The following is a 20,111-nucleotide window of genomic DNA, read 5'->3' on the forward strand; positions in this document are numbered from 1 at the left end:
GGTAGGAGCGCTCACGCGCTCCACCCGGGGCGCCCGGCAGGCCGGGCGCATGCGCTCGTGGGCGGCGCTGCGCGCCACCTCTGCGCCGGTTGCGGATCGGGGTCTACCGAGGCTCCCGGCCTGCCCTTCCGCCCTCTCTGAGGAGGCCCCCCGGCCCCTCTAGCCGGCTCTCGCTCCCTCTGGTTTCTGGGCTGCTCTCAGGGGAGCCGGCCCCTGGTGGCCCCTCTCCCCCGCACCTGGTGCCCTCGGTGCGTTCCTGGGGCTTCTGAGGGCTGCTGAGTGGAGGGTTTCGGACTGCCCGGTCCGGGTGTGCCCCGCGCTGCGCGCGGTGCTCGGGGTGAATGTCTGAGGCTATCCGTAGTTTACATGTTGTCAGGTTACATATTCAACCCATTGGAGGCAGTCATGAACATGTGGATCTCGGTCGAGGCGCACTTTCCGAAGCCGGTGACAGATCGGGATGCGGTAGCGGCTCGGCTCATCGCGCTGTGGAACTTGCACGTAGACGCCGAGCATCAGATCGAGCGGGACGGCGAGACCGTGGGCAACGTGGAGCGCGCTTTCACCGGCCTGCACTTCGACGGGGAGATCGCGAGCATCGAGTACCCGTGGAGGTGGGAGACCGCGGGCATCGCAGACTTCGCGCAGGCGGCATCCCTCGCCTACCCGGATGCCACGATCTACACCCTGGAGGAGTGGACAGGGGAAGACCCGAACATCCTGCGGAAGCAGTGGGAGCGCGGGGCCGTGGTCGCCGCGAAGGACTCTGCGGGGCCGCTGGAGCCGGTGATCGACGGCAAGCCGCTTGCCGAGGCTCACACGGCCCTCCGCGAGGCCGTAGAGCAGCTGGGCGAGATGCTCGCCGAGGTCGGAGTCGGAGAGGACTTCTGGGAGCACTGGCAGTACGCAGAGGCGCAGGCACTGGCGGCGGTGTTCGAGGCGGCAGCACACCCCGAGATCGCCACCATGGTGCGCGAACGCGCAACCGACGCCGACCCCGAGGCATGGGCGGAAGCCGACGCGGCGAGCGCGTAATCGACCGGCCAGAGCGGCGGGCTTCTCACCTCGGGAGGCCCGCCGCTCTGACGTTTTGTGTCCCCCATTCGGGGGACACAAGTCCCAATGTCGGAGGCCACCCGTACGTTTAGTGATGTCAGGTTACACAATCCATAGGAGGGATCATCATGACTGACATCACCACCACCCCCGAGGCCACCGAGGTCGCGGAGATCGTGCTCACCGACAACCGCCGGGTTGCCGTGGGTGAGATCGCCCGCGCCGAGCAGGCCGCGAACGCCGCGCAGGCGCGCGTGGTCGAACTCGAAAACGAGGTTCGTCGGCTCCGCACCGAGCAGATTCTCGACGGTGGCGACCCGCGCCTCGTGGCCTTCTGGGACAAGGCCGGACGGATCGCCGACTACGCCGGATTCTGCGAGGAGTACGACCGGCTGGCTGACGAGCTCAACGGGGTTCCCCGCGAGCGCGAGTGGGACGTCACCCTCGATGTGACGATCTCGCTCCGCGTCTACCTCACCCGCACGGCGCGCACCTCCGAGGACGCCGCCTCCAGCGCCGAGGAAGCCCTCGACACCGAGGAAGTGATCGAAGCCCTGCGCGCACGCGGCTGGGATGAGATCACCTTCGATTCGACCGAGGCCGAGCGCTCCTAGCGCCCTCTCGGGTGGGCGGGGCACACGCCCCGCCCACCCTCCCCGAGGCATCCGAGAACAGGAGCAGAAGATGACTGACACCATCACCCCCAGCGCCGCCGAGCTGGTCGCCAGGGTCGAGCAGAACCTCGACCCGATCTTCGAGCGGATGAGCTGGGCCGAGGATGAGATCGCACAGGCGCAGGGCCGCCACCCCGAGCAGGCGGACACGCTCTATCACTCGTTCGCGCTGCTCAGCGGCGGTGAGGCCGCCTCGCGCATGAGCGTCGAGCCCGTCTATCGGGCACACGCTCGCGAGATCCTCGAACGGGTCGCCCACGGAGACGACACCCGCCCCGGCACCGCCGTAGAGGTCATCATCGGACTCCTGGCGGCCGCGGAGCGTGCGCCGCTCTCTCACGAGGGGTTCGCGCTCTGCGCGCGGCTGTGGGTCGCCGTCGGGCTGCCCGATCACGACGGGTTCACCGAGAAGCTCGGCCACCTCGAAGCGCTGCACGCCGACCACGTTGACCGCGAGGAGGCCGACGCACGCCGCGCCTGCCGCAGCGACGACCGCAAGCTCGGCCGCATCGAGTGCGACGGCTGGCACCACGGCCAGCAGGTCGCCTGCAGCTACCTCAACGCCGCCTGAGCCACGACCGGGCCGGGTACTCCCCGGTCCGGTCGCACGGCACTCGACGACCCCCGATTCAGGCCGCGCACGTCGGCCGAAAATTCTTAGCCAAACCCACTTGACACCCCTTTCAAATATCCGTATATTTAGTGCTGTCAGGTTACACATTCTAAGGAGTGATTCAGATGGTTCAGATTCTCAAGGCGACCTCCCCGGCCGACTTCCTCGCACTGATCCCCCGCCTCGCCGGCTTCCAGCCGGAGCGGTCGATCGTCGTCGTCCCGTTCAACGGCAGCCGCACGCACGGCGTGATGCGGTTCGATCTCCCGGCAGAGCCGAACGTCGACCAGACCAACCTCATGGCCGACTACATCGATCGCATCCCGGACGTGACCGCCGCGATCGTCATCGTCTACACCGACAGCGACCCCGCAGCATCCGCCGCCGTGGCGAAGCTGCTGGCGATCCGCCTCGAGGCAGCGGGCGTGCCCGTCCCCGAAGCGCTGTACGTCACCGGGGACTCGTGGGGGAACTACTTCCGCCCGGAGCAGGAGCCGCAGCCCGCCGCGTGGATCAGCGCGTCCGAGCACGCCGATCCCAGCATCCCGACGCTGACCGCCGTGCACGCCCTCCCCGAGCGGGATGAGGTCATCGCAGCCGGGATCGCCGGATGCCTCGGCGACTACGCCTCGGTGACCTCGTTCGATCCGCTCAAGGTCATCGAGCGGATCGCGACCACCACGCCCGAGCAGCTGCGCTCGGAGCACGCCGCGCAGCTGCTCGCCGTGCTCGTCCGCCCCGCCCTGCGCGACGTCGCCCTCATCCAGTGGGCGCGCACCGCCGAGCGCGGCGCCGACGCCCTGGCCACCCAGCTGGACTACTCGCTCACCGGCAAGAGCGCCGACGCACAGGTCGCCGAAACCCTCCTCGGACGCGGCGAGCGCCCCGACGTCGCCCGCCTCGAAAACGCGCTGGCCGTCTGCCGCCACCTCGCCGTGCACACGGCGGATGTTCACGCGGCGGCCGCGTTCGTCAGCGCCGGATGGATCGCCTGGGCGCTGGGTCGCTCCTCCGAGGCATCCGGCTACATCGAGCGGGCCTTGGAGATCGACCCCGAGCTGAGCTTCGCGGGCCTCATGGCTCGCGTGATCGGTGCCTCGATGCTCCCCGACTGGGCGTTCACCCGCCCCTGACCGGCGCGGGAGCGGCGGGCACCCCCCGCCGCTCCCCTCCCCGGAAGGATTGCCATGAGCACCACGACCCTGCGGGCCGTCATCGCCCGCCACCGGCACATCGACATCACCACCGCCCCGAGCGCGCAGCAGACGCCGCCCGGCTGGCCCGCCGACCTCTGGGAGGGCATCCAGACGGGACAGATCACCCTCCGGCGCGCGCGGGCCGTCCGCGCCGAACGCGGCGAGCGCTCGCCCGAGGAAGCAGGGGCGCTCGTGTGTGCCGAGTGCGGCAGCGGCACCGCTGACGCCTACGTCGTCACGATCCTCGACAACACCGATCCGAAGGGCACGCGCAGCGAACTCTGCGCGGCCTGTGACGCCGCTCTCCGCCCTGGTGAGCCTCCCGCACGGGGGAAGCCGTGAGCGCCGCGTACAGGGCCGCCTACGCCGGTTCAGACGGGGTTGTGCATCCGGCCACGATCACCGACAACCGTCCGCAGGGCGGCAGCCTGTTCATCGAGTACTCCGAGGGCGGAAGGCACAGGATCGCCTACCTCGACGCACTCCCTCCCCAGCTCGACTCCACTCCCGAGCTGCACTCCCTGTCGGCGGGGCTCACCTGACACCCTGCCGCCGCCGACACCGGGGCGGCCTCACGGCGACGGCGCACAGCGCTCGCCGTGGGGTCGCCCTCTTCTCCCTCCGAAACTTTCTAGCCCAACTGGGTTGACAGTGTCCGTGGCTACCCGTATATTTAGTGATGTCAGGTTACACATTCATTGGAGGAGACCATGAGCACCACCACCGCAGGCACCGCGACCGACATCCTCGCCGCACGCGCCGCAATCACCACCTTCATCGAGCCGGGAGACGGCACCGCCGGAGCACTGATCGACGCCCTCGGCCCCATTGCCGCCTTCGAGACACTCACCTCGAGCGGCGACCGCCACGCCGCCCTCGTGGAGGCGGGCATCGGCGCAGCCGAGGCCCGCGACGCCCTCACCCGCTGGCTCCCGCGCCTGCGCAACACGACGATCGAGCAGAACCGCGCCGACATCGAGCGCACGGGCATCACCGTCATCGACCCCGACACCATCCCCGCGCTCGCTGACCTCGGCCAGCACCGCCCCGTCGCCCTCTACGTCCGCGGAAACGCGGCCGCGCTCGCCGCATCCACCCCGATCACGATTACCGGCGCTCGGGCATCCACCGGATACGGAGAGTTCGTCGCCCGCGAGATCGTCGACGACCTCCGCACCCACAACGTCACCATCCTCTCCGGCGGCGCGTACGGCATCGACGGGAGCGCGCACCGCGCCGCCCTCGGTGCCGACATCCCGACCATCGCCGCGCTCGCCGGAGGCGTGGATCGCGCATACCCGGTGGGGCACAGCGAGCTGTTCGGCCGCATCGCAGATCGGGGTGGCGCGCTGATCAGCGAGACCCCCATCGGCACCGCCCCCACCAAGTGGCGCTTCCTCGCTCGGGGCCGCATCCTCGCTGCCCTCTCCCGCGCAACCGTGGTCGTGGAGGCCGGGTGGCGCTCCGGATCGCTGAACACTGCCGGTCACGCCGCCGCTCTCGGCCGTCCGCTGGGAGCCGTCCCCGGCCCGATCACCTCGGCAGCATCCGCCGGATGCCACCGCCTCCTGCGGGAGCACGGCGCCGTCGCGATCACCGGCGCGGCCGACGTCCTCGCCCTCCTCGGCGACTGAACCCCGGCGGGCCGGGGCGAACGCTCCGGCCCGCCGCAGGGCAACGTCCCCCACCCGTGAAACCCTGACGAGAACCCGCCACATTCTTAGCCCAACTGGGTTGACAATGTCTGTGGCACCCCGTATATTTAGATACATCAGGAAAGCAAAGCAACGGCACCAGGAAGGAGCGCAGCACATGGCCCGCAAGCTCATCACCCAGTACCCCGCCGGCGCACCCGAATGGGCCACCCTCTGCCGCTGGGAGGACGCCGGCCGGCCGCCGCTCAACCCCGACGGCACCTGGGAGGAGACCCCCGCGCTCGCCGCCGCGGGTGAGGGGCCGCCGTGAGCGCCGGCGACCGGCGGCCGGGGCTGAGCCTCGAGTGCCGGCGCTGCCACCGGATCGGCACACGCGGCTTCGTCCCGTACGGCTCCGAGGGCTGGGAGTGCGCCAACGATCGCGCCTGCAGCGCCCGCGCACGCCGCCGAGAACAGCCCGACCCGCGCGAGATGTCCCAGGCCGAGCTGGACGACTACCTCGACGCGCTCGTCCGCCAGGGCCGCGAGGACAGCCCCGAGTTCCACCGCGCATACCGGATCTGGGAGAGGAACCAATGACGATCGCCCTCGACGACATCCGCGGACTCGGCTGCACCCTCTGCGAGCAGTGCTGGCTCATCGACGTCGGCCGCACCCTCGACGACGCGATCGCCGCGCTCTCCCTCCACATGTCCCGCACGCACGGCACCGCCCGCTTCGACATCGAGATCATGACCGATCAGCCCCACGAGAGGATCCCCTGACCATGGCCGACACCACCGACGACAAGGTCGTCCTCCTCGTCGAACTCGCCGGCGGCGAAGTCGTCGCCGTCCCCTTCTCCTCCCGCGATCGCGCCGACCAGTGGGAGGAGCGCATGCCCTTCGAAGTCGTCGGCCGCCCTCGCGTCGTCACAGCCCGATCCCTCGCGGTCGGGGTCGCCGTACGCGCGCAGCGCGAACGCCCCCAGCACACGTCCGACGATCTCTGACCCTCTCGCGCTCGCCGCAGCCCGCCCGCCGAGCATGCTCCGACTACCGACCATCGCCACTCACCGAATGCGGCCGTTCCCTCAGAACGCGCGTCGAGACGCGCCGCGCTCGCCGCATGCGGGACCGCTCCCTGTCACCCCGGTGTCGCAGGATGAACGCAGACCGATAACCGATCCACCTCGAGGGGAACCGATCATGACGCAGCTCACTCTCACGCTCGAGCAGTACTCGTCGCTGAACCGGGCCGCAGCGGAGCGCCATGGCTGGCAAGCCGCCCGGACGATCGCGCGGCACGGCACGGCGGTGCTCCCTGCGGCCGCGGTCAATCTGATCGCGAGGTCTCGGCTCATCCATCCTGGGAGCGAGCAGACCGCCATGGTCTCTTTCATGAGCGCGCTGCGGGCCGAGTGCTTCGAGCTCGAGCAGCCCGTTCCCACCCTCGGCGCCGTCGTCGACGCGCTCGCGGACGATCCCGGCCTGTCCGTCATCACGGATGCCGATCGGGCCGCCATGCTGCGCGACCTGCGGCAGGACGTACCCCGCATGGATGACTGGCACCCCTGGTACTCAGAGACCCGCCGGATCCTCGCCCGCGAGCTTGGAGAGGGCGCGGTGCGAGCGGCGACGTCGACGCAGTACCGCGACGCACGCGACGCCGGCGCCGCGCCGGCGGATGCTGCTGATCGGATCGCGGCGCAGCTGCGCGGGCTCGACGCGGACTAGGCACGGCCGAACGAGCGTCAGCTCTCGTCGGGAGTGACCTCGAGCTCGCCGTCGGCGATGGAAAGCTGCCGTGCCGTCTCGAGACGATCGGTGACCGCAGCCGCCGGCGCGCCGCTGCGCCACAGGGTGATCGATTCGGCGAGGAACGCACATGCTGTCCCGCGCTTATCGAGATCTGCGCCGGCGACCAGACTCCAGGCGTTCCCGATCTCGTCGGCGATCGCACGCTCGGCGCCTTTGGTGCGCATGCGCACGAGCTCGACAGCGATCGATACCACGGCGGCATGCGGCATCTGCCGCTGGGGTCGGCCGCCGGCGGCCCAGTTCACCATGTCGAAGTCGCGGCGGTAGGCGTCCATGTCTGCGACGTACTCGCCGATCCTCAGCAGCAGATTCTCGACGGCCCGGTCGACGGCATCGCGGGAGGATGCACCCTGCTGCCACCAGAAGGCCAGCCAGACGCCGAGGACGCCGATCGCGCCACCTGCGATCGTCGCGAGCAGCTGCGGGACGAACGCTGCAAGGAACTGGTCACCTGTCATGGCCGGCACTAGTCCCGGTGCAGGACGAACAGCGGCCGGTAGCTGGTGTCTCCGTCTACTCGAGGTGCGAACTCCCATCCGGTCGACCGCCAGAAGTCATCGGCGCCCTCGGAGAAGGCATACAGGGTCTCGTCCGGATGCAGGGCCTCGAGCATCCGGATCACTCTGGTACCGACGCCGCGGCGCGGGTAGAGCAGATCCGTGCGGACCTCGATGCGGTCCACCGCCACCGCGCTCGAGGGTAGCGAGATGCCGGCGCCCTCGAGGTCGGTGAACCCTGCCCGCGTGCGCAGCAGGGCACGGGCAGCCTCGGCGCCGGTCTCATCGGTAAAGGAGTACGCCCGATGACGGGAGTCTCGGACGTGCAGGAACGAGTCGACCCACCAGTGCGATCGGAAGCCGGGAGTGCGGCCATCGAACGGCGAGACGTAGTCCTGTTCCTGCTGAACGGGGTGGGCGGCGAGCATCGACATGCCTCCAGCCTCCCAGGTCTGCCCCTACGACGCCTGGCTACGGCGCGACATCCCCGGCGGTGAGCAGGACCCAACCGGCTCCGCGGAGGACCGCCGGCAGCAACATACCCAGGAGGGTGCCGACAGCGATGAGCATGTAGATCTCGATCGACACGAACGCGATCTGGTTGAAGAAGGGCGCGATTGCGAGAGCGGCCCACCTTCCCGCTGTGACGCGACGCAGGTCCCGCTGCTGCACGATCCACAGCACGATCACGAGAAGAAGGAAAGCGAGCGAAAGGAACGCCCAGAAGACGAAGGTGCCGGCCATGAGCGAGAACCCCAGACCTATCGCACCACCAAAGCCAGCGATCAGCTGGCCGCGGGCGTTGTTGAAGCGCTGGAGGCGGTCCGCACAGGAGTTGACGGACCGCCCCCAGCGGGAGAGCTGCTCGGGACTCATAGCGTCCTTCCTCAGAAACCCACTGGCTGCGGCATGTGCCCGCCGGAGCGGAAGTACCACCCAGACCCGATCGGCCGGATCGGGAGCTCTGCCACCAGGTAGTCGCCGGAGGAGAGCTGCACCCTGGTGGCGGGGCTGATCGGTCCGAGCACGACCTGGCCGATGCCGTCGCGGTGGCCGTGGCGAGTGAAGCTCGGCGAGATGCCCGTCAGCACGACGTGGATGTCAACGTTGCCGCCCAAGGCGAGCAGGTCGCCGAGGTACTCGCGGATCCGTGCCGGCACAGTCGGGTTCGAAGTCGGTCGCTCCATGAGCGCAGTGAATCCGTCGACGAGGAGCACGATCGGCTGGACCGCCGGCGCCTTCGCGCCGGTCAGTCGCTCTTCCTCGAGCTCAGCCAGCCGCCAGTTGAGATCACGCAGAGTGCTCTCGATCGCACCGAGCGCCTCCTCAGGGCTGGTAGCAACCCAAAGCGACGTGGGCGCCAACGCCACGTCGAGGATCAGCCGAACCTCGGCACCGTCACCCATCGCCTGGGCCGCGATCCGCTGGACAGCTTCGCTCTTCCCACTCCCGTGCTGCCCGGTGATCTCCAGGTGCGGTACCTCTGAGGGGTCCCACACATCGACGAACGACTCCGAGACCGAGACCCGGGCCGCCTCGCTCACGATCGCACCTCGACGTCGAGCATCATTCTGTTCGCCATTGCCATTCCCTTCGTCGGTATCTGCTATCTGTCGTGGGTGTCGTAGAGGCCGAAGATCGGACACGCCCTTAGGTGTAAATCTGTCGAACATTTCAGGCGTCGAAATGTTAGGGTTGCGCATGGCCTCCTCCCGATCGCTCCGATTCGCTCCTGACGACTACCTGCACGACGCCCAGGTGAACGCCGCTGAAGCGGCCGCAATCCTCGGTCTGTCCGGGCCACGCTTCCGGCAGATCTCCGGCACACGAGAGACCCCGGATCCCCTGCTCGGGCCTCCGCGACTCGAGAAGGGCGTCAGAGGCGGGCGCTGGCCACTTCGGCGTGTTCTCGAGTACGGCATGCACCACGGCCGCTCAATGCGCACCCCGATCCCCCCGTTGCTCCCGCGTCCCGACGGCGCCCCGCGGTATCGCCCGTACGGCGTGCCAGAGCAGGTCGTCAGCATCAATGACGGAGGCGATCGCGTCGAAGCGTGGGTGCAGCTGTTCGAGGCCGCGGCGTTCGACGTCGACGAGTTGCTCCTCGTACTCACGCCGCTGTGGCCGTCCACCACGGGGAGCATCCGCATGGCGCTTCCCGCCCTCTTCGAGTCGTTCAAGCAGGGCTCAGGCCTTCCCCGCGACGCGGAGTGCCCGCCGGCGGTGGTGATGCCTGTGGTCGAGGAGCACGCGGATCTCTGGCGCGTTCCCGTGTTGACACCCTCCCCCTCGGAGCCGTCGTATCACGCGCCCTACAGGGACGTTGCCCGCTGTCTCGGATGGCCGGCGGTGCCAGTGTGGCCGAAGGGCACCAACTCCGCCAGCGCGGTGGCAGCTTGGGCGCCAGGCCGGCCGGTGACGGTGACCATCCCGGCCGCGTGGCAGGCCCGCTGGACCGCCGCCCAGTACGCGCTGCGGATGACCGACATCGCCGAGGATGCCGAGCTCGCGAACAGCTATCTCAGCGTCTGGTGGACCGTGCTGAACTCGATGCGCAACGAGCAGCTGTTCGCCCCTTCCTCGCTCCCCGACGGCGGCGAGTGGGCGGCAGAGCTCACACTGCCCGAGCCGCAGGACACGAAGCTCGAGGTCTCATTCATCCCTGCCGTCGACGATGTCGTCAGCACTCTCGACGCCCCCGGCTACGTCGCCGACACCCTGCTGTCGTACTTCGGCGACTGGAAGTACTCCGGCCCCCACACGATCGAGCTCACCCACCTTTCCTCCCCGTGGTCCGACCGGTTCGAGGCTGCCCGCAGCGCCGGCCCCGAGGCGACCGTCGAGCAGCTGCGCACCGCGCGTCTGCAGCGGCTGCAGCGTGAGGCGATCGCCAACGCCGGCGGCGCCTTCCCCGATGTGCGGCTAGTGGATCAGCACGTCTTCGCATGGACGGCGCAGCACCTCACCTGGCTGGGTTGGAACGGATACACGAGCGAGCACGTCGACGACTTGCGGGCGGCATGGCGGGAAGATGCGATTGAGGTGCTCCTCACCCGCGACAGCCGGAGCAATCAGCCCGTGTGCTGGACGGCGTCAGCGGATGGCCGGCTGAGCCCGATGCCGAGCGAGCAGGCGCTCCTCGGGCTGATCCCCCTCACGCGCCGGGCGCTCGGGCTGGATCCAGTGAGGACACCGGCGCCGCTCGAGCAGCTGCTCCGCGCAACCACCACCACACGCCCCCAGACCCTCGCGTGGCCCGACTTCCTCCACCTTCTGCAGGACTGACCGAAAACTCTTTACTTGTCGCTGACAATTTCTGTGCTACACTTGTCAGTGACAAGTAAAGAGAGGAGATCGGCATCAAGAAGGACATCAAGAACCTTCTGAAGAAGCTGGAGCAGGCGGGGTGGCGAATCGCACCCGTGCGAAGCGGATGGATCGCTTACCCACCCGACAAGCAGCTTTCGGGAGTCACGATCCACGGAACGCCCTCAGACCACCGAGCGTGGAACAACCTGATGAGCGAACTGCGGAGAAGAGGGTTCCGCGAGTGATCCAGTGAAGGGGATCGAGTTGCGGGGGAACCAAACTTTGGAAGGGGCGGTTCCCCCTCAACCTAACATCTCAGCCGATCGCCTCACAGACCTTGTCGACGACAACAACGACAGAACGAGGAAAGGAAGAACATGGCTTGGCAGGCCCGCGTCAGCTACGCCGTGCCCACACCGCAGACCGAGGAGGGCGCGTTCGATCTGATCGAGCGTCTCCTCGAGCACGCCGCGATCGGAGGGGTCGCGCGCGATCTCCTCTCGGGTACGGTCACGCTCACGGTGGACGCACCGACGCCGGCTGAAGCGGCGTCCCTGGCTTGCGAGCTCGTGCTCGCCGCCGCCCACGACACGATCGGCCCCGCGGAGCTCACCGGGGTGGAGATCAAGAGCGAGGCGGCGGTCGAGCACGAGTTGCTGCAGCCGCTCTATCCCGACGTCGTCGGATACTCCGAGATCGCCGACATGGCCGGCGTGAGCCGCCAGGCTGCGCGCCTGTGGGGCAGTAATCCCACGTTCCCGCCGGCGGTCATCGAGACGGCGCAGGGGCCTCTGCGGTTGAAGGCCGCGGTCCAGGCGTGGATCGAGGCGAATCCGCCGCGGCGCCGGCGCACGACCACCGCTGCATAACCCGCAACCCACCCCTTCACGGATTGCGCAGAGGGCGCTCCTGGGATCTCCCGGGGGCGCCCTCGTCCGCGTTCAGCGGGCGTGCGCGACGATGAGCTCATCCCAGTGCGTGGTGGCCCTCTTGGAGAGCATGCCCCGCCGCATCTGCCAGTTCGGGCCGGGGCGCATTCCTCCCCAGCCGAGCCCGATGATCTCGCGGCCGCCGGCCTTCTTCTGGACCTTGTCGATCAAGGTGGCGATGCCCGCATCCTCGTGCGGGTGCCGGAACAGCTCGAGCGGCTGGATCACTTCGGCCGGCCGGAGATCGGTGAGCATGATGCCGGCCCGCGCCCAGCGCACACCCTCGTCTATCTGCGGCAGCAGCTGATGGGCGGCTCGTGTGAGCTCGACGGGATCCGCGGTGGGGAAAGGGAGCCGGACCATCTGCGAGGGGAACCGGGTCTGCTCGGACGAGTACGCCGTCCCCGCGAACGCCGTGAGGATCTTGGCCACCTGGTTGTGCCGGACCAGGCGGGTCGATGCCTGCTGCGCGTAGATGCTGAGCGCCTGGCGCATGCCGTCTCTGGTGGTGATCTTCTCCGAGAAGCTCCGGGACACGATCAGCTGATCCTTCTTGCCGGTGCGATCTTCCTCGGCGGTGATCGCCGGAACGCCACGCAGTTCGAGCGCCGTACGCATGAGCGTGACGTTGAAGGTCTTGCGGACGAGCACAGGGTCCGCAGCCGCGAGATCCGCGATCGTCGTGATCCCGATGCTGGCGAGGCGCCGCTCGAGGCGCGAGGCGATCCCCCACACCTCCGAGACGGGCAGACGCTGCAGGAGCGCTTCCCGCCATTCAGGGCGGGTCGCTGGCCACACGCACACTCCGCCGAAGGCGTTCACCCGTTTCGCGGCGCGGTTGCTGAGCTTGGCCAACGTCCGCGTCGGCGCGATCCCGACGCAGACGGGCACGCCGACAAGCCTGCGCAGCGTGTCTTTGATCTCGTGGCCGAGCGCGGTCATCGCCTCAAGGTCACGCGCAATCCGCGGACTCACCTCGAGGAAAGCCTCGTCGATCGAATAGACCTGCAGATCGGGGGTGAACCGGGCGAGGATCTCTACTGGTAGCGCCGATTGTTGCTGAGTTGCGTATTCAGCGGCTTCCGACTCTTCTCCCAATGAATGGTGGGGCACTGATCACCAATGATTGATCAGCGCTTGCTGTATAGTTCAGTACATGCTGACTATTGCTTCGCGCCTCGACGTCATGAACCGGCTCGGCCGGGCCATGGCGGACCCGACGCGCTCCCGGATCTTGATGACTCTGCTGAACGCCCCGAGCTATCCGGCCGTGCTCTCGCGCGAGCTGGAGCTGACCCGCTCGAACGTCTCGAACCACCTGACGTGCCTGCGTGACTGCGGGATCGTGGTCGCCGAGCCTGAGGGTCGCCAGACGCGCTACGAGATCGCTGACCCGCATCTTGCGGCTGCGCTGGTCGCGCTCGTGGATGTGACGCTGGCGGTCGATGAGCACGCGCCGTGTGTGGACTCGTCGTGCACGGTGCCGGGCTGCTGCGGTACAGGGGCGGACGCGTGAGCGCGGCGTGTAGCTGCGAGCACGAGCCTGCCACTGCGGCGGAGGATGAGACCGAAGAGGTTGTGCGGCCCTGGTGGAGGGACCGTGGGATCATGGTGCCGGTCTTCTCCGGTGTCGCGTTCCTGGCTGGTCTGATCCTTGAATGGTCCGGGCTCGAGATCCCGGCGCTCGTACTGTTCTGGATCGGCCTGCTGCTGGGCGCGTCGACGTTCACTCCTGGCGCGATTCGGAAGCTGTTCAAGGGCAAGCTCGGGATCGGGCTGCTGATGACGATCAGCGCGATCGGCGCGGTCATCCTCGGCTATGTGGAGGAGGCCGCTGCTCTGGCGTTCTTGTACTCGATTGCTGAGGCGCTTGAGGACAAGGCGATGGACCGTGCCCGTGGCGGCCTGCGGGCGCTGCTGAAGCTCGTGCCGGAGACGGCGACCGTGCTGCAGAGCGGCGTCTCTGCGCAGGTGCCGGCGAGGGAGTTGACGGTCGGCCAGGTCATGGTGGTCCGCCCGGGCGAACGGATCGCAACCGACGGGATCGTCCGCTCTGGCCGCTCAAGCCTGGACACCTCGGCGATCACCGGGGAGTCGATCCCCGTCGAGGTCGAGCCCGGGGACGCGGTGTCGGCCGGCGCGATTAACAGCTCCGGCGTGCTGGAGGTCGAGGCGACCGCGGCCGGTACCGATAACTCGCTTACGACGATCGTGGAGTTGGTCGAGAAAGCGCAGACGGAGAAGGGCGAGCGTGCGCGTCTCGCGGACCGGATCGCCCGCCCGCTCGTACCCGGTGTGCTGATTCTCGCAGCGCTCGTCGCGATCATTGGGTCACTGCTGGGCGACCCGGAGGTATGGATCACTCGTGCGCTCGTCGTGCTGGTAGCGGCCTCTCCGTGCGCGCTGGCGATCTCGGTGCCGTTGACGGTCGTTGCCGCGATCGGCGCGGCGAGCAAGTTCGGCGTGATCATCAAGTCCGGCGCGGTCTTCGAGCGCTTCGGCACGGTCCGGCACGTCGCGGTCGACAAGACCGGCACCCTGACCCGTAACGAGCCCGCGGTCACCGCGGTCCTCACTGCGAACGGCATTGCCGAGGAGCAGGCGCTGGCTTGGGCGGCGGCTCTGGAGCAGCACAGCACGCATCCCCTTGCGGCGGCGATCACCGCTGCAGCCCCGGGTGTTCCCGTGGCCGCGGATGTGACCGAGCAGGCCGGGCACGGCATCGACGGCACCGTCGATGGCGCTCGTATCACGGTCGGCAGCCCCCGCTGGCTCGACGCCGGCGAGCTCGGCGACCGGGTTGCAGGGCTTGAGGAGCAGGGCATGACTGTCGTGATCGTGCACCGCGACGAGGCACCGGTCGCGGCGATCGGCGTCCGCGACGAGCTGCGTCCGGAAGTCCCCGAGGTGGTCCGCACGCTTGCGGATCAGGGCGTCGGCATGACGATGCTCACCGGGGACAACGCCCGCACCGCTCGTGCGCTGGCTGCGCAGGCCGGGATCGCTGATGTGCGCGCGGAGCTGCGCCCTGAGGACAAGGCGACCGCGATCGGCGAGTTGTCGAAGGCGGGATCGGTCGCGATGATCGGTGACGGCATCAACGACGCCCCGGCCCTGGCGTCCGCGGACATCGGCATCGCGATGGGAGCGACCGGCTCCGATGCGGCGATCGAGTCTGCGGACGTGGCCTTCACGGGTCATGATCTGCGGCTCATCCCGCGGGCGTTCGATCACGCGCGGCGGGGCCGGCGGATCATCAACCAGAACATCATCCTGTCCCTGCTGATCATCACCGCACTGCTCCCGCTCGCGCTCTTCGGGGTCCTGGGGCTCGCGGCTGTCGTCCTGGTCCACGAGGTCGCGGAGGTCATCGTGATCCTCAACGGCCTGCGCGCCGCACGCACCCGCACACCACGAATGGAAAGCTGATGCTCGCAACCATCGGGTCGGCGATCGGCCTGTTCGCGGCGACCAACATCGACGACATCGTCGTGCTCACCGTGCTGTTCCTCGCCTCCAGCCGGGGAAAGCCGCGACCGTGGCAGATCGTCGCAGGCCAGTACCTCGGGTTCATCACACTCGTCGTGATCAGCGTGATCGCCGCGCTCGGTCTCACGATCGTCCCGGACGAATGGGTCGGCTTCCTGGGTCTGATCCCGCTCGGCATCGGCATCTGGACGCTCATTCGCGGCCTGCGCCGTAACGGCGACGACGATGATGACGACTCCAAGATCACCGCGGTCGGACTATGGGGGGTCGCCGGGATCACGATCGCCAACGGGGCCGACAACATCTCCCTCTACACGCCGATCTTCCGCACCAGCTCGCCCGGCGACGTCGCGGTCATGATCGTCGTGTTCCTGATCCTCGTCGCCGTCTGGTGCGCTGCCGGGCGACTGATCGGCACCCACAAGGCCGTCACCGAAACGCTCGAACGTGTCGAGCACTGGCTCGTCCCCGTCGTGTTCATCGGCCTGGGCCTGTTCATCCTCATTGAATCCGGCGTTATCGTCCGTCTCTTCGAGGCCCTCGCATGACCCCGGACACGAATACCGACGTTGAGTCGGCATCGGCGTCGGGAGAGCGTCCGCAGAGAGGACGCTGGCGGCTCACTGCCTGGGCGCTTCTGATCGCCGTGGTCGTCGTCGTGATCGATCAGGGAACGAAAGTGTGGGCCGAGGCCACCCTGTCGGAGCACGAGCGCATCCCGCTGATCGGCGACCTGTTGGGCCTGCAGCTCGCGTACAACCCCGGCGCGGCGTTCTCCTTCGGGGAGAGCTTCACCTGGGTGTTCGCTCTCATCGCCGTCGCGGCCACGGCCACCGCGATCGTGTTCGCGTTCCGGGTCCGACGCCCCGGGTGGGCGATCGTGATCGGTGCGCTCGGCGGGGCCGCTGCTTCGCACGCCGGCGACCGGCTGTTCCGCCAACCAGGATTCGCCCGGGGGCACGTCGTCGACTTCCTCGCCTACGGCAACTGGTTCATCGGGAACCTCGCCGACATCGTGATCGTCACCGCTACGATTGCCGGAGCGCTCCTGATGCTCCGCGGCACCGAGAACTGAGAGGGCCAACCATGGAGATCACCCTGCAGTACTTCGACGGCTGCCCGAACTGGGAAGTACTCGACCGCCGGCTTGCTGAGCTGCTCGACGGTCGATCAGATATCCGCGTCACACGACAGTTGGTCGAGACCGCCGAGGACGCCGAGCGCCTCGGATTCCACGGGTCACCGACCGTCCTCGTCGACGGCGTCGATCCCTTCGCCGACGAGCACACGCCGGTCGGGCTCGCCTGCCGGGTGTTCCGTACCCCTGCCGGGCTGGGAGGCTCTCCGACCGTCGAGCAACTGCGCGAAGCGATTTCCGGCCCGGCTCTGACGGGTGATGCTTGATCAGGGGTGGGTGGAGCGGAGAGCCGGGTAATCGGACCACTCGCCACCGGCGAGACGCGACCATGAGGCAGCGGATGCCGTCGTGATGCCGAGGAGATCCGAGACGATCCGGGGATGCAGTTGCCGGGTGAGCTCGATGAGCGCTGTCGTGCGGGCGCTCCCGGCAAGCAGGCCTTCGGCGCGAAGGCGACGGCTGAGCGGCCCCGGGGTGAGGTGACGGCCCGGGTTCCGGCCGGGGAACAACCACCCTTCAGGATGGCCCTTTGTGGCATCGACGAGCTCGACGATGGCGTCGCCGAGGATCGCGGGGACCTCGATCGGCTCGGCCCCGACGGTGAGCGTCACGGGCCGCGAGCTCGTGTCGACCTGTGCCCGGGTGATCGTGACGATGCGGGTCAGCTGGATCCCGTAGAGCAGCACGAGGAGACCCGCGGCCCGGGTCTTCGGGTCCATGTCGGCATCGGACAGGAACCTGCGGGCCATCTGCCATCGGTGATCAGAGGCGTAGTCTCGCCCCTCGAGGCGATGGGCTCGAAACTCGCCCCGAAGGGTGCTCAGCCGGTGTTTTCGCAGCCAGCGAGTGAACGGTGCCAGCGCGTCGCGTTGGCTAGGCGAATCGGTCAGATACGCGTCGAGTAGGCGCTGCGGGAACGTCGCCAGTGTCTCCTGCTGCGCCCGGATCTCCCCGAGGAACGCGGCGCAGTACTTCAGTGCAGCCCTCTGCCTCTGGAAGCCGGAAGCAGGGCTGGACGCGCTGCGCAGTGTCCGAGTGGATCGGAGGAGCTCCCAGGTGCAGTAGCGGCGCAGGATCAGCCGGTCCTCGGGATGGTCGATGCCACCGAGCCAGTCGTTGAGCCAGTGGTCGAAGCGCGTGCCCTCGACGTCGAGCTCCGGCAGCACGCCGGAACGGACCAGCAGTGAGAGGAGGAACGCGACCGACTGTCCCGACCGGGCTCGGGTGATGATCGCCTCGGCGGTGAGCGGCAGGGTCCCGTCCGCGAGCTCGCGGAGCACCATCGCGCACTTGCTCTTGTGCAGCCAGCGTTCGAGCGACGCCGCTTTGCCATGGTGCGTGAGCAGATAGTCAGCAAGCGGGTGGAGATCCTCACGGATCTCTCCCGCATCGTCGGCGAGCAGCTGTTGGATCGCGACGGGCCGGCGGCACTCGACGCAGAGGTGATGTTTGCGGATTTCCTCGATCGAGCCGCATCCAGGGCAGGCCATCGTGATCGGAGTGCCCGCGCAGTCGGCGCAGACCTTCTGGCCATTCATGAACCCGGTGAGGAACACTCTGCGCGCGCACTCGGGACAAGGTTGGGGTCTGCGCATCGCGTAGTAGCAGCGCGCGCATACTCGTCGTCCGTCGAGGTGCGAGGCGACGCGGCCAGGTTCTCCGCAAAGACCACAGGTCTTGATCGGTGCGGTGTAGCAGGCCAGGCAGACGAGTTCCGGGCGACGGACGATGATGGTCGCGTGCTGACCGCACCGCGAGCAGTCGCCGAACGATCGAGGGTCGGCTCGCCAACAGTCACGGCAGAAACGCTGTCCGTCGATGGTGCGCTGCACGGGCCGGACCCGGCCACAGGACGCGCAGGAGACGGACCGGGCCTTCCGCTCGCATCGGGAGCAGTGCCGACCACCGCCCGGCGTCTTGTGGGGCATTCTCACCGCGCGTCCGCAGGACTCACACGTCGGCAACACCACCCGGCTCGCCCCTTCTTTGACCAGCGCATGGGCCAGATTCTGAACGGTCGCTGGCACGTTCGCATGCTGCCCCTCCAGGACTCCGGGCTGCTTGATCAGCGCGAGCTCAAGAAGCCGCTGCGTGAGGGGTACTGGCGCGACCGTATGCACGATCTCAGTGAGTCGCTCGGGAGAGATCTCGGGAACGAGAGGGCGGACGAGAGCGACGACTTCAGCGACTCGCGGCAGCTGCGGAGGCTTGGCCACCGCGGCTACTTCGTACGCGGCCGACGGATCGCCGCGCGAACAGGACGGAGATCACCGATCGCCCCCCGTGTCGCCTCCTCACCCACCGCCACCGGGGTCGAGGCCTCCCGGCGAGTGATCGTCACGAGATCGTCGAGCGAGCACTCCAGCGCATCGCACAACGCCGCCAACACGTCGAGACGCACCCGCTGGGGCGGCTGAGTCACCAGCCGATACACCTGCTCCCGGGACAGGTCGATGCCGCGCTCTTCGAGTAGGGGTTTCAGTTTGGAGGTCTGGAAGATCCCGCGCGACGCCATCACGCTGCGCAGATTCCAGCCGGTGTCGAGCTCAACGGTCATCAGCTTCTCCTTCGATGAGGGCCTTCAGCGCTTCGGCGAGCACACGGTTCTTGTAGTCCGAGCTGACGGAGGCGTAGATCGAGGTCGTCGAGGCATGCATATGCCCGACCTGCTCTTGGACGAATCGATCGGCGTACCCGAACTCCAGAAGGTGCGTGACATAGGAGTGCCGGAGGCTGTGCAACGTCAGGTCCTTCGACAGGCCGGCTTCATCACGCAACTCTGCGAACCTCCGATCGAGATACCCAGCAGACAGACGCGTGCGGCGCTCGGTCACCCAGAGCGCGTCGAGGTCGTCTCCGGGCGCGAAACGGGCCCGGGCCTGCTCGAGCCATTGCTGCATGCCGGGGACCCACCAGTCGAATTCCGGCACCAGCAGCACCGTGCGACGTCGTGGCGCGCCACCGCCCGCCGCCTTCGCCCATCGCACGTGGACCGCGCCGTAGCGGCCCCACTGGCGCATCTTCGCGTTGTGGTGCAAATCGACGGTATCGAGCATCACCGCCTCAGTGCGGCGCAGACCGAACGCGTAGACCGTCTTCAGCAACTGGGCATCCCGCAACGCGCCGAGCGCACCCTTTCGCCCGGAACTCACGAGCAGCTCGACGCGGGCGTCGGCCGTATCGAACAGGCGCTCGATCTCGTCGTACGTGAACGGGCGACGCTTCCCATCGCCTTCGAACTCGAACCGGTGCGCCACCGTGTTCCACGGCAGGCACACCTGCGAAGGGACCTCCCCAAACTCGCGATCGCAGATCTCCATCCAGTCGTACAACGGGTTCGTGAGGTAGTCACAGAACCCACGGATAGACCCATGGTTGGCGCGCATCGTCGACAACGTCCGAGTGCGACCGCCAGACTGAGCAGTGAACTCATCCACATCCGCGACAGTCCACCTCCAAGGCGGTTTGTCCACGAAATCACGGAACCGTGTCACCGTCGCCGTCCGGTTCCGGATCGTCTGCTCACGGAGCCCGCGCGACAGCTGCTGGTTCCGCCAACCATCGATCATCGCACTGAAAACCTGCGCTTCCGGGTTCGCCAGTGCGACGTTCGATGCTGACGTGATCAGCCGAAGCGCCGCTGGAGAAGCCTCAAAATCTTGCATTAGATGCAACAAAGTATGGGACAGTGCATCACTGTGTCAACCCAGATCTCCGCATCCGCGAGATCACGCTGTTATGGTCGGAACACTTCGA

The 20,111-nt window shown here is 68.0% G+C and carries 27 protein-coding genes; 19 read left to right on the plus strand and 8 right to left on the minus strand.

The genetic code is table 11. From position 1 onward, the window contains the following. Positions 1–405: 405 nt before the first annotated feature. The 12 genes from AC3B5L_RS17195 to AC3B5L_RS17250 all read left to right on the plus strand — a co-directional run bounded on the left by AC3B5L_RS17195 (position 406) and on the right by AC3B5L_RS17250 (position 6,909). Positions 406–1,035: a hypothetical protein gene (locus AC3B5L_RS17195; RefSeq protein WP_490096427.1), complete on the plus strand. Its 630-nt coding sequence runs from the start codon at positions 406–408 to the stop codon at positions 1,033–1,035. Between the two features lie 149 nt (positions 1,036–1,184). Then, positions 1,185–1,670, plus strand: a complete 486-nt coding sequence (locus AC3B5L_RS17200) for a hypothetical protein (RefSeq protein WP_490096428.1) — start codon at positions 1,185–1,187, stop codon at positions 1,668–1,670. 70 nt (positions 1,671–1,740) lie between these two features. Then, positions 1,741–2,301, plus strand: a complete 561-nt coding sequence (locus tag AC3B5L_RS17205) for a hypothetical protein (protein WP_490096429.1) — start codon at positions 1,741–1,743, stop codon at positions 2,299–2,301. 167 nt (positions 2,302–2,468) lie between these two features. Next, a complete protein-coding gene (locus AC3B5L_RS17210; protein WP_490096430.1) occupies positions 2,469–3,476 on the plus strand; it encodes a DUF4192 family protein in 1,008 nt (335 codons plus the stop codon). A 54-nt stretch (positions 3,477–3,530) separates the two neighbouring features. Beyond that, a complete protein-coding gene (locus AC3B5L_RS17215) occupies positions 3,531–3,881 on the plus strand; it encodes a hypothetical protein (RefSeq protein ID WP_490096431.1) in 351 nt (116 codons plus the stop codon). Further along, on the plus strand, positions 3,878–4,081 hold the full coding sequence (locus AC3B5L_RS17220) for a hypothetical protein (RefSeq protein ID WP_490096432.1): 204 nt from the start codon (positions 3,878–3,880) through the stop codon (positions 4,079–4,081). The genes AC3B5L_RS17215 and AC3B5L_RS17220 overlap by 4 nt, the downstream gene beginning before the upstream one ends. A gap of 168 nt (positions 4,082–4,249) precedes the next feature. Further along, complete coding sequence (gene dprA / locus AC3B5L_RS17225; RefSeq protein ID WP_490096433.1) at positions 4,250–5,173, plus strand: DNA-processing protein DprA; 924 nt, start codon at positions 4,250–4,252, stop codon at positions 5,171–5,173. A 178-nt stretch (positions 5,174–5,351) separates the two neighbouring features. Continuing rightward, a complete protein-coding gene (locus tag AC3B5L_RS17230; protein WP_490096434.1) occupies positions 5,352–5,504 on the plus strand; it encodes a hypothetical protein in 153 nt (50 codons plus the stop codon). Further along, positions 5,501–5,773 (plus strand): hypothetical protein, encoded by a 273-nt coding sequence (locus tag AC3B5L_RS17235; protein WP_490096435.1) that lies wholly within the window; start codon positions 5,501–5,503, stop codon positions 5,771–5,773. Before AC3B5L_RS17230 ends, AC3B5L_RS17235 begins: the two co-directional genes overlap by 4 nt. Continuing rightward, the gene (locus AC3B5L_RS17240; protein WP_490096436.1) at positions 5,770–5,958 is read left to right on the plus strand and encodes a hypothetical protein; all 189 of its coding nucleotides are present in this window, start codon (positions 5,770–5,772) and stop codon (positions 5,956–5,958) included. The genes AC3B5L_RS17235 and AC3B5L_RS17240 overlap by 4 nt, the downstream gene beginning before the upstream one ends. 2 nt (positions 5,959–5,960) lie before the next feature. Beyond that, a complete protein-coding gene (locus tag AC3B5L_RS17245; protein WP_490096437.1) occupies positions 5,961–6,185 on the plus strand; it encodes a hypothetical protein in 225 nt (74 codons plus the stop codon). A gap of 196 nt (positions 6,186–6,381) precedes the next feature. Beyond that, a complete protein-coding gene (locus AC3B5L_RS17250; protein ID WP_490096438.1) occupies positions 6,382–6,909 on the plus strand; it encodes a hypothetical protein in 528 nt (175 codons plus the stop codon). Between the two features lie 17 nt (positions 6,910–6,926). Here the strand turns inward: AC3B5L_RS17250 and AC3B5L_RS17255 are convergent, their stop codons facing one another. The 4 genes from AC3B5L_RS17255 to AC3B5L_RS17270 are packed head-to-tail and all read right to left on the minus strand — an operon-like array spanning position 6,927 to position 9,034. After that, complete coding sequence (locus tag AC3B5L_RS17255; protein ID WP_490096439.1) at positions 6,927–7,451, minus strand: hypothetical protein; 525 nt, start codon at positions 7,449–7,451, stop codon at positions 6,927–6,929. Between the two features lie 8 nt (positions 7,452–7,459). Further along, on the minus strand, positions 7,460–7,924 hold the full coding sequence (locus AC3B5L_RS17260; protein WP_490096440.1) for a hypothetical protein: 465 nt from the start codon (positions 7,922–7,924) through the stop codon (positions 7,460–7,462). 37 nt (positions 7,925–7,961) lie between these two features. Further along, positions 7,962–8,366 carry a hypothetical protein gene (locus AC3B5L_RS17265; RefSeq protein WP_490096441.1) on the minus strand — a complete coding sequence of 135 codons (405 nt, stop codon included), beginning with the start codon at positions 8,364–8,366 and terminating at the stop codon, positions 7,962–7,964. Between the two features lie 11 nt (positions 8,367–8,377). Next, complete coding sequence (locus tag AC3B5L_RS17270; RefSeq protein ID WP_490096442.1) at positions 8,378–9,034, minus strand: hypothetical protein; 657 nt, start codon at positions 9,032–9,034, stop codon at positions 8,378–8,380. 157 nt (positions 9,035–9,191) lie between these two features. Here AC3B5L_RS17270 and AC3B5L_RS17275 point away from each other — a divergent pair, with 157 nt between their 5' ends. Both AC3B5L_RS17275 and AC3B5L_RS17280 read left to right on the plus strand, forming a co-directional pair. Then, the gene (locus tag AC3B5L_RS17275) at positions 9,192–10,775 is read left to right on the plus strand and encodes a hypothetical protein (RefSeq protein WP_490096443.1); all 1,584 of its coding nucleotides are present in this window, start codon (positions 9,192–9,194) and stop codon (positions 10,773–10,775) included. 401 nt (positions 10,776–11,176) lie between these two features. Then, positions 11,177–11,668, plus strand: coding sequence for a hypothetical protein (locus AC3B5L_RS17280; RefSeq protein ID WP_490096444.1), 492 nt, complete (start codon positions 11,177–11,179; stop codon positions 11,666–11,668). A gap of 72 nt (positions 11,669–11,740) precedes the next feature. On the opposite strand, the gene AC3B5L_RS17285 is transcribed toward AC3B5L_RS17280, so the two are convergent. Beyond that, complete coding sequence (locus AC3B5L_RS17285) at positions 11,741–12,841, minus strand: DinB/UmuC family translesion DNA polymerase (protein WP_490096445.1); 1,101 nt, start codon at positions 12,839–12,841, stop codon at positions 11,741–11,743. A 43-nt stretch (positions 12,842–12,884) separates the two neighbouring features. Between AC3B5L_RS17285 and cmtR the strand changes: the two genes are divergently transcribed. From cmtR to AC3B5L_RS17310, 5 genes are read left to right on the plus strand one after another with little or no spacing between them, the layout of a single operon-like run. Continuing rightward, positions 12,885–13,244 (plus strand): Cd(II)/Pb(II)-sensing metalloregulatory transcriptional regulator CmtR, encoded by a 360-nt coding sequence (cmtR, locus tag AC3B5L_RS17290; protein ID WP_036297877.1) that lies wholly within the window; start codon positions 12,885–12,887, stop codon positions 13,242–13,244. Beyond that, entirely contained in the window at positions 13,241–15,157 is a 1,917-nt protein-coding gene (locus AC3B5L_RS17295; RefSeq protein ID WP_490096446.1) for a heavy metal translocating P-type ATPase, read from the plus strand. Before cmtR ends, AC3B5L_RS17295 begins: the two co-directional genes overlap by 4 nt. Continuing rightward, positions 15,157–15,765: a cadmium resistance transporter gene (locus AC3B5L_RS17300; RefSeq protein ID WP_036297875.1), complete on the plus strand. Its 609-nt coding sequence runs from the start codon at positions 15,157–15,159 to the stop codon at positions 15,763–15,765. The genes AC3B5L_RS17295 and AC3B5L_RS17300 overlap by 1 nt, the downstream gene beginning before the upstream one ends. Beyond that, positions 15,762–16,292 (plus strand): signal peptidase II, encoded by a 531-nt coding sequence (locus tag AC3B5L_RS17305; protein WP_036297873.1) that lies wholly within the window; start codon positions 15,762–15,764, stop codon positions 16,290–16,292. The genes AC3B5L_RS17300 and AC3B5L_RS17305 overlap by 4 nt, the downstream gene beginning before the upstream one ends. An 11-nt stretch (positions 16,293–16,303) precedes the next feature. Then, positions 16,304–16,621, plus strand: coding sequence for a hypothetical protein (locus AC3B5L_RS17310; protein WP_058631820.1), 318 nt, complete (start codon positions 16,304–16,306; stop codon positions 16,619–16,621). Here the strand turns inward: AC3B5L_RS17310 and AC3B5L_RS17315 are convergent, their stop codons facing one another. The 3 genes from AC3B5L_RS17315 to AC3B5L_RS17325 form a co-directional block, all read right to left on the minus strand. Beyond that, positions 16,622–17,893 (minus strand): hypothetical protein, encoded by a 1,272-nt coding sequence (locus AC3B5L_RS17315; protein ID WP_490096447.1) that lies wholly within the window; start codon positions 17,891–17,893, stop codon positions 16,622–16,624. 683 nt (positions 17,894–18,576) lie between these two features. Next, on the minus strand, positions 18,577–18,912 hold the full coding sequence (locus tag AC3B5L_RS17320) for a helix-turn-helix domain-containing protein (protein WP_058631822.1): 336 nt from the start codon (positions 18,910–18,912) through the stop codon (positions 18,577–18,579). Beyond that, positions 18,902–20,020, minus strand: coding sequence for a tyrosine-type recombinase/integrase (locus AC3B5L_RS17325; protein ID WP_259981722.1), 1,119 nt, complete (start codon positions 20,018–20,020; stop codon positions 18,902–18,904). The genes AC3B5L_RS17320 and AC3B5L_RS17325 overlap by 11 nt, the downstream gene beginning before the upstream one ends. Between the last annotated feature and the right edge of the window lie 91 nt (positions 20,021–20,111).

Source organism: Microbacterium sp. C-MGS6 (assembly GCF_058140415.1).

Bases quoted from the DNA above. Each gene is read 5' to 3' on its own strand.
- AC3B5L_RS17195 (WP_490096427.1), top strand. From the start codon at position 406: ATGAACATGTGGATCTCGGTCGAGGCGCACTTTCCGAAGCCGGTGACA.
- AC3B5L_RS17200 (WP_490096428.1), top strand. From the start codon at position 1,185: ATGACTGACATCACCACCACCCCCGAGGCCACCGAGGTCGCGGAGATC.
- AC3B5L_RS17205 (WP_490096429.1), top strand. From the start codon at position 1,741: ATGACTGACACCATCACCCCCAGCGCCGCCGAGCTGGTCGCCAGGGTC.
- AC3B5L_RS17210 (WP_490096430.1), top strand. From the start codon at position 2,469: ATGGTTCAGATTCTCAAGGCGACCTCCCCGGCCGACTTCCTCGCACTG.
- AC3B5L_RS17215 (WP_490096431.1), top strand. From the start codon at position 3,531: ATGAGCACCACGACCCTGCGGGCCGTCATCGCCCGCCACCGGCACATC.
- dprA (WP_490096433.1), top strand. From the start codon at position 4,250: ATGAGCACCACCACCGCAGGCACCGCGACCGACATCCTCGCCGCACGC.
- AC3B5L_RS17230 (WP_490096434.1), top strand. From the start codon at position 5,352: ATGGCCCGCAAGCTCATCACCCAGTACCCCGCCGGCGCACCCGAATGG.
- AC3B5L_RS17240 (WP_490096436.1), top strand. From the start codon at position 5,770: ATGACGATCGCCCTCGACGACATCCGCGGACTCGGCTGCACCCTCTGC.
- AC3B5L_RS17245 (WP_490096437.1), top strand. From the start codon at position 5,961: ATGGCCGACACCACCGACGACAAGGTCGTCCTCCTCGTCGAACTCGCC.
- AC3B5L_RS17250 (WP_490096438.1), top strand. From the start codon at position 6,382: ATGACGCAGCTCACTCTCACGCTCGAGCAGTACTCGTCGCTGAACCGG.
- AC3B5L_RS17255 (WP_490096439.1), bottom strand. From the start codon at position 7,451: ATGACAGGTGACCAGTTCCTTGCAGCGTTCGTCCCGCAGCTGCTCGCG.
- AC3B5L_RS17260 (WP_490096440.1), bottom strand. From the start codon at position 7,924: ATGTCGATGCTCGCCGCCCACCCCGTTCAGCAGGAACAGGACTACGTC.
- AC3B5L_RS17265 (WP_490096441.1), bottom strand. From the start codon at position 8,366: ATGAGTCCCGAGCAGCTCTCCCGCTGGGGGCGGTCCGTCAACTCCTGT.
- AC3B5L_RS17275 (WP_490096443.1), top strand. From the start codon at position 9,192: ATGGCCTCCTCCCGATCGCTCCGATTCGCTCCTGACGACTACCTGCAC.
- AC3B5L_RS17280 (WP_490096444.1), top strand. From the start codon at position 11,177: ATGGCTTGGCAGGCCCGCGTCAGCTACGCCGTGCCCACACCGCAGACC.
- cmtR (WP_036297877.1), top strand. From the start codon at position 12,885: ATGCTGACTATTGCTTCGCGCCTCGACGTCATGAACCGGCTCGGCCGG.
- AC3B5L_RS17300 (WP_036297875.1), top strand. From the start codon at position 15,157: ATGCTCGCAACCATCGGGTCGGCGATCGGCCTGTTCGCGGCGACCAAC.
- AC3B5L_RS17305 (WP_036297873.1), top strand. From the start codon at position 15,762: ATGACCCCGGACACGAATACCGACGTTGAGTCGGCATCGGCGTCGGGA.
- AC3B5L_RS17310 (WP_058631820.1), top strand. From the start codon at position 16,304: ATGGAGATCACCCTGCAGTACTTCGACGGCTGCCCGAACTGGGAAGTA.
- AC3B5L_RS17315 (WP_490096447.1), bottom strand. From the start codon at position 17,893: ATGAATGGCCAGAAGGTCTGCGCCGACTGCGCGGGCACTCCGATCACG.
- AC3B5L_RS17320 (WP_058631822.1), bottom strand. From the start codon at position 18,912: ATGACCGTTGAGCTCGACACCGGCTGGAATCTGCGCAGCGTGATGGCG.
- AC3B5L_RS17325 (WP_259981722.1), bottom strand. From the start codon at position 20,020: ATGCAAGATTTTGAGGCTTCTCCAGCGGCGCTTCGGCTGATCACGTCA.